We start from the raw sequence: 12,932 nt of genomic DNA, 5'->3' as shown, positions 1-12,932 counted from the left end.
GCCCGCTTTTGTTTCAACAAGCCAGCTGCACTTCGAGATCAAGTATGTCCGCCGAGCCGCTGAAGACACTGTTCCACCCTTTCGAGGCCGAGGCTGTCCCCCTGCCGCGTAAGGGCGAGCGTGTCCTCTTTCTCGGCGCTGAACCGGGTTTCCGCCTGCCCGAAGGCTTCGATGCAGCGCTGCATCTGGTGCAAGGCTTCCGCCCGCATTTTCGCGCGCTGCAGGGCGCCGGCTTCACGGTCACGCCGCGCCTGGAGGGCGAAGGTTTCGATGCGGCACTGGTGCTTGCCGGCCGTCATCGCGGGCAAAACGAATTGCGCATCGCTGAGGCGATTGAGCGTGTGAGGCCGGGCGGATCGATTATCGTCGCCGGCGCCAAGGACGATGGCATTGCCAGCCTGCGCAAGCGCACCGACGAACTTGTGCCGCTCGATGGCCATTTGCCGAAACATCACGGCATCGCCTTCTGGTTCCGTCGGCCGGCCGATACCCCGGCCGCTGCAGCACTTTGCGCCGCCAATCCAGCCCTTCTGGTCGAGGGCCGTTTCCGCACCGCACCGGGCATGTTCTCTTTCGACAAGATCGATGCAGGTTCGAGATTGCTGGTGGACAATCTGCCCGGCGACCTGCGTGGCAATATTGCCGATTTCTGCGCTGGCTGGGGCTATGTGGCGGCAGAGGTCGCCGCCCGCTCACCCGGCATCTCGGCGCTCGATCTTTACGAGGCTGAGTTCGATGCGCTGGAGGCGGCGAAAGGCAATATCGGCAACACCACGGCCGAACCAAATTTCTTCTGGATCGATCTCTTGAGCGAGCCGGTCGAGCGGCGCTATGACGCCGTCGTCATGAACCCGCCCTTCCATCGCAGCCGCGCGGCCGAGCCGGAGATCGGCGCCGGCATGATCCGCGCAGCGGCGAAGGCGCTGAAGTCGGGTGGGCGGCTGTTCATGGTGGCGAACCGTCAGCTTCCCTATGAGCCGGTACTGGCGGCCACCTTCTCCAGCCACGCCGAGATCGCCCGCGACGGGATGTTCAAGGTTTTCGCGGCGCGCCGCTGAGGCGGAGTTCACGGGACCAAGGCATCTTCTACTGGCCGAATTATTCTCGTCCGTTGTCGGCCTGCTTCAATTCGTCGAGCGCTGGCATCGATACGATGTGGTAGCCGGAATCGACATAGTGGATTTCGCCTGTGACGCCCGACGACAAGTCTGACAGGAGGTAGAGCGCCGAACCACCAACTTCGTCGATGGTCACGGTACGGCGCAGCGGCGAGTTGCGCTGCTGGTAGGAAAACATGTGGCGTGCGTCGGAAATCCCGGCGCCGGCCAATGTCCGCACCGGTCCTGCCGATATGCCGTTCACCCTGATGCCGCGCGGGCCGTAGTCGTTGGCGAGATAACGGACGCTGGCTTCCAGCCCGGCCTTGGCCACGCCCATGACGTTGTAGTTCGGCATGACGCGGACCGAACCCGCATAGGTCAGCGTGATCATCGAACCGCTGTCCTTCATCAGCGTCGCGGCATGGCGCGCGACCTCGGTGAAGGAGTAGCAGGAGATGACCATAGTGCGGACGAAATTGTCGCGGCTGGTGTCGGCGTAAAGGCCCTTCAGCTCGTTCTTGTCGGAAAAACCGATGGCATGGACGACGAAGTCCAGCCCGCCCCAGGCCTCGCCCAAGGCCTCGAAGGTAGCAGCAACCGATGCGCTGTCTTCGACATCGCAAGGGACGACCAGCGAGGAGCCGAGCTTTTCGGCGAGCGGCTTGACCCGGCGCCCGAAGGCTTCGCCCTGATAGGTGAAGGCGAGTTCCGCTCCATGTTCGGACAGTTTTCGGGCGATGCCCCAGGCGATGGAATGGTCGTTGGCGACGCCCATGACAAGCCCGCGCTTGCCCTTCATCAATCCGTCCATGGTCGGCAATCCTTATGCGGAATAGCGCTGGAAAATCAGCGTTGCGTTGGTGCCGCCGAAGCCGAACGAATTGGACAAAACAGTGTCGATCCTGGCGTCGTCGATACGCTCCCGCACGATCGGCATGCCTTCGAATTCCGGATCGAGCTGCTCGATATGGGCGCTCTCGCCGATGAAGCCGCCTTGCATCATCAGGATCGAATAGATCGATTCCTGCACGCCGGCCGCGCCCAGCGAATGGCCGGTCAGTGATTTCGTCGAGGTGATGAAAGGCATTTTGTCGCCGAACACCTCACGGATCGCGCCCATTTCCCTGGAGTCGCCGACCGGCGTCGAAGTGCCGTGCGTGTTGATGTAGTCGACTGGCGAAGAGGTGGTCGCCAGCGCCTGCCGCATGCAGCGCACCGCACCTTCGCCGGAGGGCGCCACCATGTCATAGCCGTCCGAGGTAGCGCCATAGCCGACGATCTCGGCGTAGATCTTGGCGCCGCGTGCCCTGGCGTGCTCGAGCTCTTCCAGGACCAGAACGCCGGCGCCGCCGGCAATGACGAAACCATCGCGGTCGGCGTCATAGGCGCGCGAAGCGGCCGATGCCCTGTCGTTGAACTTGGACGACATGGCCCCCATCGCGTCGAATAGGTCCGACATCGTCCAGTCGAGATCCTCGTGACCGCCGGCGAAGACCATGTCCTGCTTGCCCCACTGGATCAGTTCGTAGCCATTGCCGATGCAATGCGCCGACGTCGAGCAGGCCGAAGAGATCGAATAGTTGACGCCGTGGATCTTGAACCATGTGGCGAGCGTCGCCGAAGCGGTCGACGACATCGCCTTCGGCACGGCGAACGGGCCGATGCGCTTAGGGCTGCCGTTCTTGAGCGTGATCTCGGCCGCTTCGACGATGGCTCGGGTCGATGGTCCGCCCGACCCCATGACGATGCCTGTGCGCTCATTAGTGATGTCGCTCTCGCCAAGTCCAGCATCCGCGATCGCCTGGTCCATGGCGACATGGTTCCAGGCCGCACCCTGCGACAGGAAACGCATGGCGCGACGATCGATCATCGCGGAGGGGTCGAGCGTCGGCGCTCCCCACACCTGGCAGCGGAAACCATGTTCTGCGAATGAATCGGAGAAGCTGATGCCGGACTTGGCATCGTGGAGCGAGGCCTGCACCTCGTTGGCATTGTTGCCGATCGACGACACGATGCCGAGGCCTGTCACTACGACCCGTCTCATTCGCAACTCCTTCCAGCGCATGAAACCTGTCGGACAAGGACCATGCGCAAATTAAAGTTCTACAGCTTCCTTTTGCGCGTCCCGTGGACTCGCGCCGGTCAGGCGGCGGCCGATTGCTTGGACAGACCCACCTTTAGATCCGTTGCTGCGTATATGGGTTCGCCATCCGCCTTCAGCCAGCCATCGGCGATACCAAGCACCAACCGCCCGCGCATTACGCGCTTGAAGTCCACGCCATACTCCACCTTCTTGACCGACGGCGTCACCATTCCCTTGAACTTCACCTCGCCGGTCGACAGCGCCATTCCCTTGCCCGGCTCGCCGAGCCAGCCGAGGTAGAATCCCGTCAATTGCCACATGGCGTCGAGGCCCAGGCACCCCGGCATGATTGGATTGCCGATGAAGTGGCAGGCGAAAAACCACAGGTCCGGCTTGATGTCGAATTCTGCGCGGATGAAGCCCTTGTCGAAGGCACCGCCCGTCTCGCTGATTTCGGTGATGCGGTCGAACATCAGCATCGGCGGATAGGGGAGCTGGGCGTTTCCAGGTCCGAACAGCTCGCCGCGGGCGCAGGCAAGCAGTTCTTCGTAGCCGTAACTGGATTTCGAAACCGCCATCAATCTCTTCCCCGTAATCGTCCGGGCGGTAGTGCGCCCTTGTCGTTGGTTTCCTAACACAATCTATTTCAGGCCGGAAACCGGCGTTTGCGCTTAACCTGCCTGTCTGCCTGGGTCAATGCGCGCTATTGATCGTATTCGGCCGACAGAATATATGTCGAGGGATGTCTAGTTTCGGTCAACGTTCGTTTTTTGCCATTCTGGGCATATGTTGGGGCGAAACTGTGAGCTTGGACGGATAGATGGATCTGGGCTGCCGGAAGGAAAACGTCGCTGTGGACAAGCGGGTTCGCGAAGCTGGCCTGAGGCCGACGCGCCAGCGCATTGCGTTGGCCGATCTGCTTTTCGCCAAGGGCGACCGCCATCTGTCGGCCGAGGAGCTGCACGAGGAGGCGATCGCCGCCGGCGTGCCGGTGTCGCTCGCCACCGTCTACAACGCCCTTCATCAATTCACGCAAGCGGGCCTTCTGCGCATCCTGGCCGTCGAAGGGTCGAAGACCTATTTCGACACCAACACCTCCGATCACCATCATTTCTACATTGAAGGCGAAAACAGGATCTTCGATATCGCCAGCGGCCCTGTCACGGTTTCCAACCTGCCGGAGCCGCCGGAAGGCATGGAGATTGCCAATGTCGATATCGTGGTGAGGCTGCGTCCCAAACGCTGCGATTGACCGGCGCTTCATTGGGCCGCGAGATACTTCCCGGCCGCTAGATCATGATCCCGATCGACGAGAAGAAGTCAGTTCTTGACCCGTTCGCCCGGATAGGCGCCCCAGACAAGCGACTGAGCCAGCCAACCGGTGTGGCCGCCGAAGGTCATTTCGCACCACTGGCCGTCACAGGACTTGATCGTGCCCATGACGCCCGGCTCGATGATCGCAACGATGCTTGCGTCCTTTTGCGGGTCGTCGAGAAGATTGATTCGGGCATCCTTGCCGCGCTGCCAGGGTGCCACGATCGCCGTGCGGCGGCCTGAAAGCAGCGACTGATTGATCCAGCCTTCCGAGCCGTCGGCATCACGCACACGACGCCAGGTGTCGAATTCCTGGATGATCTCCATCGGTAGGCCGGGCTTCATGTACATCCAGTCGACGGAATAGTTGACGCCCGGTCCAACGCGGGAATTGACGCGGGCCGATTTCAAGCTGACGAAACGCGGTAGCGGCAGGCCGCTCGGCCCGAGCGTGACACTCTGCGCGGGTGCTGCGGCATTCTGTGCCGCCGCATGCGGAGAACAAAGGAGGGCGCCGAGAAATGCTGCGCTGAGGGCCAGGCGGAGCGACGCGAAACCAGACAATTTCATTCCTTTCGGCGCCGGCTCATCGGCCTTGGCGCCCCTTTTTCTTTGTCTTCGGCGGAACCTCTTGTTACATGGAGAACTGGCACCGCGACCGGCCTCCAGTTTCGCCTGTCTTGGTTAAAGAGGTCTCAACGAGGTCGGGTTCGAGGAAACAATGGTAGGCAGAAAAAGGCCCCTCGTCGTCATCACGCGCAAGCTGCCCGACCCGGTCGAGACCCGCATGCGTGAGCTGTTCGACGCCCGGCTGAATGTCGAAGACAGGCCGATGACGCAACCGGAACTGGTTGCGGCGGTCAAGGAAGCCGACGTGCTGGTGCCGACCATAACCGATCATATCGACGCAGCTCTGATCGCCCAGGCCGGCGACAACCTCAAGCTGATCGCTAATTTCGGCAACGGCGTCGACAAGATCGACGTGGCAGCGGCTGCGAAGAAGGGCATCACCGTCACCAACACGCCGAACGTGCTGACCGAAGATACAGCCGACATGACCATGGCGCTGATGCTGGCGGTGCCGCGCCGGTTGGCAGAAGGCGCCAACGTTCTGACCGGCGACAAGAAGTGGGCGGGCTGGTCGCCAACCTGGATGCTCGGCCGGCGCATCTGGGGCAAACGTCTCGGGATTGTCGGCATGGGCCGTATCGGCACCGCTGTCGCCCGGCGCGCCAAGGCTTTTGGGCTGTCGATCCACTACCACAACCGCCATCGCGTGCTGCCGGCGGTCGAGGACGAGTTGGAGGCGACCTACTGGGAAAGTCTCGACCAGATGCTTGCCCGCATGGACATCATCTCGGTCAATTGTCCGTCGACGCCGGCAACCTTCCATCTGCTCTCGGCGCGGCGGCTGGCGCTTCTGCAACCGTCCGCTTACATCGTCAACACGGCGCGCGGCGACATCATCGACGAGGACTCTCTGGTCAAGCTGATCCAGGACGGCAAGATCGCCGGCGCCGGCCTCGACGTCTACGAGCATGAGCCAGCGCTGAACTCGAAATTGCTGAAGCTCGCCGCCAAGGGCAAGGTCGTGCTGTTGCCGCATATGGGATCGGCGACGCTCGAAGGCCGTATCGATATGGGCGAGAAGGTGATCATCAACATCCGCGCCTTCTTCGATGGCCACCGCCCGCCGGACCGTGTACTGCCGCTGCGGACATGACTTAACGTCAGCGCAAACTTACGAAAGCACCTTGCGCATGGTGATCGAGGTCGGACGGTCGTAGCCCTTATGCGCCGTCCGCTCCGTTTCGCGAAAGCCGAGGCGGGCAAAGGCCGCGTGATTTGCGGTCAGTTCGACCCGCGTCTGAAGCTCGATAGCAGGCTTGCCGCGATGGCGGGCAAGATCCTCGACCGCCTGCATCAGCTGCCTGCCAATCCCTTGTTCCTGAAAGCCGGGTTCGACCGCGAGCTTTCCGACATAGAAATCATGGGCCCGCTCCAGAACAAAAACGCAGCCGACGACGCCGCCGCCGTTCAGCGCTGCAAAAGCCGTTTCTTGCCTGGCCTTGTCCCGGAGGTTTTCGACCGTGAGCCGATGCGCCGAGGATGGTGGATCGATGACGCCGTCCATCGAGGCGAAGGCGCGCATGATCAGCGCCAGCACCTCGTCCCAACGATCGAAATCGGCCGGAAGCTGCTCGACGGAAACCGGGCTGCCCAAGATCTAGTTTCTCTTGTAGCGGATCGTATCGAAGCGCGCCGTCAACGCATCGTAAAGCAGCAGCCGGCCGACCAGCGGCTCGCCGATGCCGGCAATCAGCTTGATCGCTTCCATCGCCTGCAGCGTGCCGACGACGCCGGTCAGCACGCCGAGCACGCCGGCCACAGCGCAGGACGGCACCAGGCCAGGTGGCGGCGGCTCCGGAAAAAGATCGCGATAGCTTGGGTTCGGCCTGCCGTCCGCGCCGGTCTCGAACGGTTTCAGCACGGTTACCGAACCGTCGAAGCGGCCGACAGCGGCATGCACCAGCGGCCGCTTTTCGGCGGCGCAGGCATCGGCGACCGCATAGCGTGTTTCGAAATTGTCGGAACCGTCGACGACGATGTGGTAGAGGGCGACGAGGGCAGCGGCGTTGTCCGCCGTCAGCCTGAGATTGTGCTGTTCCACGGCTACGTTGGGATTGATGCGGGCGATTGCCGCTTTGGCACTGTCGGTTTTCGCCATGCCGACGGTGTCGGTGCCGTGGATCACCTGTCTTTGCAGGTTTGACAGCGAGACGCTGTCGTCGTCGACGATGCCGAGCATGCCAACACCGGCGGCGGCAAGATATTCGAGCACCGGCGCTCCTAGCCCGCCGGCACCGATGACCAGGACCCGCGCACGCTTCAGCCGCTGCTGGCCGGCGCCGCCGATTTCAGGCAGCACGATGTGGCGGGCGTAACGTTCAAGCTCTTCGTCTGTCAGAGGTGTCATCGGCAGATCTTATCGCGGCACAAAAATCTTGTCAGGCGTCAATGCATGTCGCCCAAAAGTGCGCAGCGGTTTTTGGGATAACGACATGCACAAGATTCAAATAGTTGGCTCAACCGTGCCATGATCGACTGTCAGGAACTGCGCGCGTCCTTTGAGACTGGAAAACAGCGCTGCATCGGTTCCTGTCATGAAAGCCTGGCAGTTCAGCTCTTCCAGGATCGAGAACAGCGCGGCACGCCGGCCGCTGTCGAGGTGTGCGGCTATCTCATCGAGCAGCAAGATCGGCGTCATGCCCGACATCTCGCCGGTCAGCCGGGCATGCGACAGGACCACGCCGACCAGCAGCGCTTTCTGCTCGCCGGTCGAACAGAGTTCAGCCGGCATCGCCTTGGGCCGGTGCCGCACCACGAGATCCGAACGGTGCGGGCCGTCGAGCGTGCGCCCGGCGGCCCGGTCGCGCTCGCGGCCCTCGGCAAGAGCGCGGCGGAACCGCTCCTCGACATCGACAGCTGCGGAAGTGGCGACTTCACTTTCCAATGCACCCGACAGGCCGATGTCGGCTTGCGGAAACGGACCGGCGCTTGGCAGCCTGTCGATCATGGCAGCGAGCAGGCGTGCCAGTTCGGCACGCGCGGCGGCAATCGCCACACCGGTTTCGGCCATTTGGGTCTCGATCGCATCGAACCAGGCGCCGTCGCGCGAGCCTTCGGCGAGCAACCGATTTCGGCCGCGCATGGCTTTCTCGTAGTCGAGCGCGCGCTGGCCATGGCCGGGATCGATCGCCAGCACCTGCCGGTCGAGAAAACGCCGGCGGTCTGCGGCCGGCCCGGTGAACAGTGCATCCATCGCCGGTGTCAGCCAGACGACACGCAGCCATTCCAGCATGTCCTCCGCCGAGCGCGCAGCCGCGCCATTGATCCGCACCCGCCGCCCGCCCTCGCCGGCGGTGTCGCCGCCTGCAATGCCGGTGCCGATCTCGACCGCGCCGTCCGGCCCATCGAGCCGGGCATGGAGGGCAAAGCCGCCGTCGCCGCCTTCGCGCGCCACGTCGGCATAAGGCGCACGGCGCAGGCCGCGACCCGGTGTCAGCAGGGAAATCGCTTCGAGCAGATTGGTTTTGCCGGCGCCGTTGTCTCCGGAAAAAACCACGGCGCCAGGATCGAGATCGATCGACAGCGTTGCATAGTTGCGGAAATTCGTAAGTGATAACTTACTTATATGAGTCTGCTGCTGGTCGCGCTCAGATTGCTTCGCAACTCCGGTCATGACAGCAAGATGGCCTCGTTCAGGCCTATACCCGCATCGGCATCAGCACGTAGAGCGTGGTTTCATCGGCCATATCGTGGATCAACGTTGGCGAGCCGGCATCCGCCAGCATGAATTTCGCCTCAGTGCCGGTCAGTTGGGCGGCGACATCGAGCAGATATTTGGCATTGAAGCCGATTTCGATCGCGTCGGACGAATAATCCGCAGCCAGTTCTTCGGTGGCGCTACCCGAATCCGGGTTGTTGACCGCAAGCGTGACCTGGCCTTCCCCAATCGAAAGCTTCACCGCCCGGCCACGTTCGGAAGAAATGGTCGAGACGCGGTCGACGGCGGCGGCGAAACTCTGCCGGTCGATGATCAGCTTCTTGTCGTTGCCGGTGGGGATGACCCGCTGATAGTCCGGGAAGGTGCCATCGATCAGCTTCGACGTCAAAACGACGCTGCCGATGGTGAAGCGGATCTTGGTGTCGGACAATTCGGTGGTGACGGCGACATCGGGGTCATCGACCAGCTTTTGCAGCTCGCTGACCGTCTTGCGCGGAATGATGATGCCCGGCATGCCTTCGGACCCTGCCGGTGCGTCGATCTCGGCGCGCGCCAGCCGATGGCCGTCGGTCGCGACCGAGCGCAGCTTCAGTTTGCCGTCTGCGTCATGCGTGTGCAGATAGATGCCGTTCAGGTAATAGCGCGTCTCTTCGGTGGAGATGGCGAATTGGGTCTTCTCGATCAGCCCCTTGAGCGCAACCGAATCGAGCCGGAAGATGTGCGAGAACGATCCGGCCGAAAGCTCCGGGAAGTCGGATTGCGGCAGGCACTGGAGACGGAAGCTCGATCGGCCCGAGGTCACGGTCATGGCGTTGCCGTCCTCGTCGGTCTTCAGCATGACCTCCGCACCGTCGGCTAGCTTGCGCACGATGTCGTAGAGCAGATGCGCCGGAACCGTCGTCGCCCCGCCGCGCTCGACCTTGGCGGGCGTGGCTTCGGTCACCTCCAGATCGAGGTCGGTCGCCTTCATTTCGAGGGTGGCGCCTTCGGCGCTCAGCAGCACGTTCGACAGGATCGGTATGGTGTTGCGCCGCTCGACCACGCGATGAACGTGGTTGAGCGACTTCAGGAGATTTGACCGTTCCAGGATAACACGCATGACGAACAGGCTCGCTTGAATGAATGAGCGGGTCTCCGGCAAGCGGCGCCCCGCGAAAGGTCTGAACAGGCTCAGAATCTGCACAAACTGACAGGAAAAAACCCGCAAACGCAAGCCCGCGCTGCCGGTTCGGGCCGGTTACGTGGGCTTTTTGGGGATAAAGCTGGCGAAGCCCGCAAGCCAAGCTTGTCGCCCAAAAGTGCGCAACGGTTTTGGGACAACGACATGCATAAAAACAAAGATTTCAAGCGCGTCGCAGCTATCCAAACGCGACGCGCTTCGTCTTGGTAGGTCAGGCTTGATCGTTGATCAGTCTTCTCAGCAATTCGAGCTCCTGCGCCAGCGTGTTGTCGACGCCGGAAAGATCCTCGATCTTGCGCACGGCATGCAGCACCGTCGTGTGGTCGCGGCCACCGAAACGCCGTCCGATCTCCGGCAAGGAGCGCGGTGTCATTACCTTCGACAGGTACATCGCAACCTGCCGCGGCTTGACGATGGTGCGCGTGCGCCGGTTGGACAGAAGCTCTGTCTTCGACACATTGTAGTGGCGCGCGACGATGCGCTGGATGTCCTCGATGCGCACCCGCTTCGGCTCGCCCGAACGATAGATGTGGCCGAGGATCTCGTCGATGCGGTCGATGGTGATCTGCGGTTCGAACGACTGGCGGAACAGAAGCTGGTTGAAGGCACCTTCCAGTTCGCGTCCGCTGCCGGTCACCGTGCGAGCGACATGGTTGAGGATCTCCTCGGAGATGTCGAGCGATGCATCGTCGGCCTTGGCTGTTGCAAGGCGCAGCTTGAGCATGCCGATGCGCATGGCGAAGTCCGGTGCCGACATTTCGAGCGCGACGCCGCCGTTGAGGCGCGAGCGGACGCGAGGCTCCAGCGATTCCAGTTCCGACGGCGGCCGGTCGGCGGCAACCACCACCTGCTTGGCGCTGTCGAGCAGCATGTTGATAAGATGACAGAATTCATGCTGGATCGATTTGCCTTGCAGGAACTGCATGTCGTCGATGATGAGGAGGTCGATGTCGCGCAGCTGTTCCTTCAGCGTCAGCGCGTTGTTGTCGCGGATCGCGGTGGCGAACCGCCACATGAAATATTCAGCCGTGAGGTAGACGACGCGCGACTTTGGATTCTGCTTCAGCGATTCCGCCGCGATCGCCTGCAGCAGGTGCGTCTTGCCCAGCCCCACCGTCGCGTGAAGAAAGAGCGGATTGAAGCGCACCGCGCTCGACTGCGATTCCGCCACCGCCTTGGCGGCAGCGAAGGCCACCCGGTTCGACGGCCCCTCGATGAAGGAGCCGAATGTGTAACGCGGGTCAAGCGGCGAACCGAGCACATTGTGCTTGAACTCGGTCTCTCCAGGCATTCCCGGCCGGGGTGCCGGCATCCGCTCCACCCTGCCGGGTCCCGCTGTTCCCGCGGCCAGCGCCGTTTGTGCTTGCCGGGTCATTTTGCGCGCCGGGGCGATTTCGGGCTCGACGCCGTTGCGCCCCGGGCGGGTGGCGGTGCGCACGACGATCTCGATCTTGAGGACTTCGGGGTCCTCGTGTTTCCACAGCTCGGCGATGAGGTCTAGATAGTGGCCATTGATCCACGAGCGCAGGAAGGCAGTCGGCACCGAGATTCGGACGATGCCCCGGGATGCTTCCGCGACCTTCATGCGCCCGAACCAGCTCGAATAGACTTCGGTTCCCAGACGCGCCTTCAACTGGGCCTTGACCCGGTCGAACTTCTGTTCCGCTTCGTTGGAAGCCGACATAGTCTCCCCTTCGGTTAAGGTTCCAGGGAATGGGAGGTCGCCCGTAAGCTCCCTTTCGACGCCGCTCTGCATGATCGAGTTCCTTGTCCTTTTGTACCTTTTTCCGCCGGGGATACGCCTCCTGTATCCATGTTTCCGGCGACCGTGTCTTCGCTGCGACACCACCGCCGCCGCCGGCAGATGATGTCGCCTCGTTGTCAGGGGGTCGGCGCCGGCTCCTCAGAGCCAGCCCGTTTGGACATGTCGGGGCAATACAATGCCGTCCGGCGAAACGCCGGCGTCATTGAGCTGCCATACAATTACGCCAATCCCCTACCGTATCGAAAGACAAACCCAACCCGTACGCGGAAATGATCCACGTCATGAATTCTGCCATTTTTGCTGGCCGATTCAGGCTGGGTTAAGGGCCAACGGCCCGTCCCTCTCGATAGACCGACATTAACGAAATCGTTGTGGATAGGGCAAGGCCACGACTAACGGATTTTTAAGGAATGTGGTTAGCGCTGACGGGTTCGGACCCTGTGTTGCACGGGTGTATTTTGACAAAGCCATTGTGATTCAAACCCTTTTCCGGCGAATATGAAAAAGCCCGCGCCGCGCGAAATTTTCTGAAATAATTTTCTTGACAGGCAATTGTCCCCCATCCCCTGCATGCGATGTGAACAAGTTGTGGATGGACCACGAATAAACCATTGAAAAATAATCGTAATTTTTGCCAGCGGATATTTTCCTAGCGGGCGCTTTCAGCGGCCTCGAATATCAGCGGACATGTATATGCCGGCAAAGCATTTTGAACATTGAAGTCCGCGCAGAGGTGTGGTTTGCGAGCATTCTTTTTAAGTACTTGCCGGCAAACGAAAAAACCCGGCGCGAGCGGCCGGGTTTGAAGAACACCAGTTCGGGAAAGCTATATCAAGCTGAGAGCACCTTGAGCCGCTGGGCCAGGCGCGACACCTTGCGGGATGCCGTATTCTTGTGCACCACGCCCTTGCTCGCGGCGCGCATCAATTCCGGCTCCGCCACTTTGAAAGCGGCCTGCGCGGCAGCCTTGTCGCCCGAGGCGAGCGCCTCTTCGACCTGGCGGATGTAGGTCCGCACGCGCGAGCGGCGGTTCTTGTTGATCGCCGTGCGACGGGCGATCTTGCGCGTTGCCTTTTTGGCCGAGGAGGTATTGGCCATGGTGCCTCTCTTCTGATCTGGTGGCGCATGCGAGATGCCGCAGGGCGCAAAAAACAAACGGGCAGCCACAGGGCCGCCTCGGTTGGTGCGGCTTATAGTTCAGC

13 protein-coding genes are annotated in these 12,932 nt (G+C 61.8%); 3 read left to right on the top strand and 10 right to left on the bottom strand.

The window, feature by feature from the left end; genetic code table 11:
- Positions 1–44: 44 nt before the first annotated feature.
- Complete coding sequence (locus NKH73_RS17685; protein WP_352934028.1) at positions 45–1,058, top strand: class I SAM-dependent methyltransferase; 1,014 nt, start codon at positions 45–47, stop codon at positions 1,056–1,058.
- A 40-nt stretch (positions 1,059–1,098) separates the two neighbouring features.
- Here NKH73_RS17685 and fabI read toward each other — a convergent pair whose 3' ends face one another.
- The 3 genes from fabI to fabA all read right to left on the bottom strand — a co-directional run bounded on the left by fabI (position 1,099) and on the right by fabA (position 3,761).
- Positions 1,099–1,911, bottom strand: coding sequence for an enoyl-ACP reductase FabI (gene fabI, locus NKH73_RS17680; RefSeq protein ID WP_352934026.1), 813 nt, complete (start codon positions 1,909–1,911; stop codon positions 1,099–1,101).
- A gap of 12 nt (positions 1,912–1,923) precedes the next feature.
- On the bottom strand, positions 1,924–3,144 hold the full coding sequence (gene fabB, locus NKH73_RS17675; RefSeq protein WP_352934023.1) for a beta-ketoacyl-ACP synthase I: 1,221 nt from the start codon (positions 3,142–3,144) through the stop codon (positions 1,924–1,926).
- 98 nt (positions 3,145–3,242) lie between these two features.
- Complete coding sequence (fabA, locus tag NKH73_RS17670; protein ID WP_352934021.1) at positions 3,243–3,761, bottom strand: 3-hydroxyacyl-[acyl-carrier-protein] dehydratase FabA; 519 nt, start codon at positions 3,759–3,761, stop codon at positions 3,243–3,245.
- Positions 3,762–4,003: 242 nt separating this feature from the next.
- On the opposite strand from fabA, the gene irrA reads away from it, so the two are divergent.
- Positions 4,004–4,435 (top strand): iron response transcriptional regulator IrrA, encoded by a 432-nt coding sequence (gene irrA, locus NKH73_RS17665; protein WP_006337949.1) that lies wholly within the window; start codon positions 4,004–4,006, stop codon positions 4,433–4,435.
- Between the two features lie 68 nt (positions 4,436–4,503).
- Here the strand turns inward: irrA and NKH73_RS17660 are convergent, their stop codons facing one another.
- Entirely contained in the window at positions 4,504–5,061 is a 558-nt protein-coding gene (locus NKH73_RS17660) for an SH3 domain-containing protein (protein WP_352934018.1), read from the bottom strand.
- Between the two features lie 157 nt (positions 5,062–5,218).
- Here NKH73_RS17660 and NKH73_RS17655 point away from each other — a divergent pair, with 157 nt between their 5' ends.
- Positions 5,219–6,220 (top strand): 2-hydroxyacid dehydrogenase, encoded by a 1,002-nt coding sequence (locus NKH73_RS17655; RefSeq protein WP_352934016.1) that lies wholly within the window; start codon positions 5,219–5,221, stop codon positions 6,218–6,220.
- 18 nt (positions 6,221–6,238) lie between these two features.
- On the opposite strand, the gene NKH73_RS17650 is transcribed toward NKH73_RS17655, so the two are convergent.
- From NKH73_RS17650 to rpsT, 6 genes are all read right to left on the bottom strand, one after another.
- Entirely contained in the window at positions 6,239–6,721 is a 483-nt protein-coding gene (locus tag NKH73_RS17650) for a GNAT family N-acetyltransferase (protein ID WP_502893912.1), read from the bottom strand.
- Positions 6,722–6,724: 3 nt separating this feature from the next.
- A complete protein-coding gene (locus NKH73_RS17645; RefSeq protein WP_352934014.1) occupies positions 6,725–7,474 on the bottom strand; it encodes a molybdopterin-synthase adenylyltransferase MoeB in 750 nt (249 codons plus the stop codon).
- 96 nt (positions 7,475–7,570) lie between these two features.
- Positions 7,571–8,740, bottom strand: a complete 1,170-nt coding sequence (gene recF / locus NKH73_RS17640; protein ID WP_352934011.1) for a DNA replication/repair protein RecF — start codon at positions 8,738–8,740, stop codon at positions 7,571–7,573.
- Positions 8,741–8,765: 25 nt separating this feature from the next.
- Positions 8,766–9,884 carry a DNA polymerase III subunit beta gene (dnaN, locus tag NKH73_RS17635; protein ID WP_123146529.1) on the bottom strand — a complete coding sequence of 373 codons (1,119 nt, stop codon included), beginning with the start codon at positions 9,882–9,884 and terminating at the stop codon, positions 8,766–8,768.
- A gap of 292 nt (positions 9,885–10,176) precedes the next feature.
- Entirely contained in the window at positions 10,177–11,649 is a 1,473-nt protein-coding gene (dnaA, locus tag NKH73_RS17630) for a chromosomal replication initiator protein DnaA (RefSeq protein ID WP_352934007.1), read from the bottom strand.
- Between the two features lie 912 nt (positions 11,650–12,561).
- Entirely contained in the window at positions 12,562–12,828 is a 267-nt protein-coding gene (rpsT, locus tag NKH73_RS17625; protein WP_023802137.1) for a 30S ribosomal protein S20, read from the bottom strand.
- Positions 12,829–12,932: the final 104 nt, after the last annotated feature.

This window comes from Mesorhizobium sp. M0938 (genome assembly GCF_040319125.1).
Taxonomy (GTDB): Bacteria; Pseudomonadota; Alphaproteobacteria; order Rhizobiales; family Rhizobiaceae; genus Mesorhizobium; species Mesorhizobium robiniae.
This window is presented reverse-complemented; position numbering and strand designations above follow the sequence as displayed.

Excerpts from the sequence above, each read along its gene's own strand:
- NKH73_RS17685 (WP_352934028.1), top strand. The coding sequence starts at position 45 with ATGTCCGCCGAGCCGCTGAAGACACTGTTCCACCCTTTCGAGGCCGAG.
- fabI (WP_352934026.1), bottom strand. The coding sequence starts at position 1,911 with ATGGACGGATTGATGAAGGGCAAGCGCGGGCTTGTCATGGGCGTCGCC.
- fabB (WP_352934023.1), bottom strand. The coding sequence starts at position 3,144 with ATGAGACGGGTCGTAGTGACAGGCCTCGGCATCGTGTCGTCGATCGGC.
- fabA (WP_352934021.1), bottom strand. The coding sequence starts at position 3,761 with ATGGCGGTTTCGAAATCCAGTTACGGCTACGAAGAACTGCTTGCCTGC.
- irrA (WP_006337949.1), top strand. The coding sequence starts at position 4,004 with ATGGATCTGGGCTGCCGGAAGGAAAACGTCGCTGTGGACAAGCGGGTT.
- NKH73_RS17655 (WP_352934016.1), top strand. The coding sequence starts at position 5,219 with ATGGTAGGCAGAAAAAGGCCCCTCGTCGTCATCACGCGCAAGCTGCCC.
- NKH73_RS17645 (WP_352934014.1), bottom strand. The coding sequence starts at position 7,474 with ATGACACCTCTGACAGACGAAGAGCTTGAACGTTACGCCCGCCACATC.
- recF (WP_352934011.1), bottom strand. The coding sequence starts at position 8,740 with ATGACCGGAGTTGCGAAGCAATCTGAGCGCGACCAGCAGCAGACTCAT.
- dnaN (WP_123146529.1), bottom strand. The coding sequence starts at position 9,884 with ATGCGTGTTATCCTGGAACGGTCAAATCTCCTGAAGTCGCTCAACCAC.
- dnaA (WP_352934007.1), bottom strand. The coding sequence starts at position 11,649 with ATGTCGGCTTCCAACGAAGCGGAACAGAAGTTCGACCGGGTCAAGGCC.
- rpsT (WP_023802137.1), bottom strand. The coding sequence starts at position 12,828 with ATGGCCAATACCTCCTCGGCCAAAAAGGCAACGCGCAAGATCGCCCGT.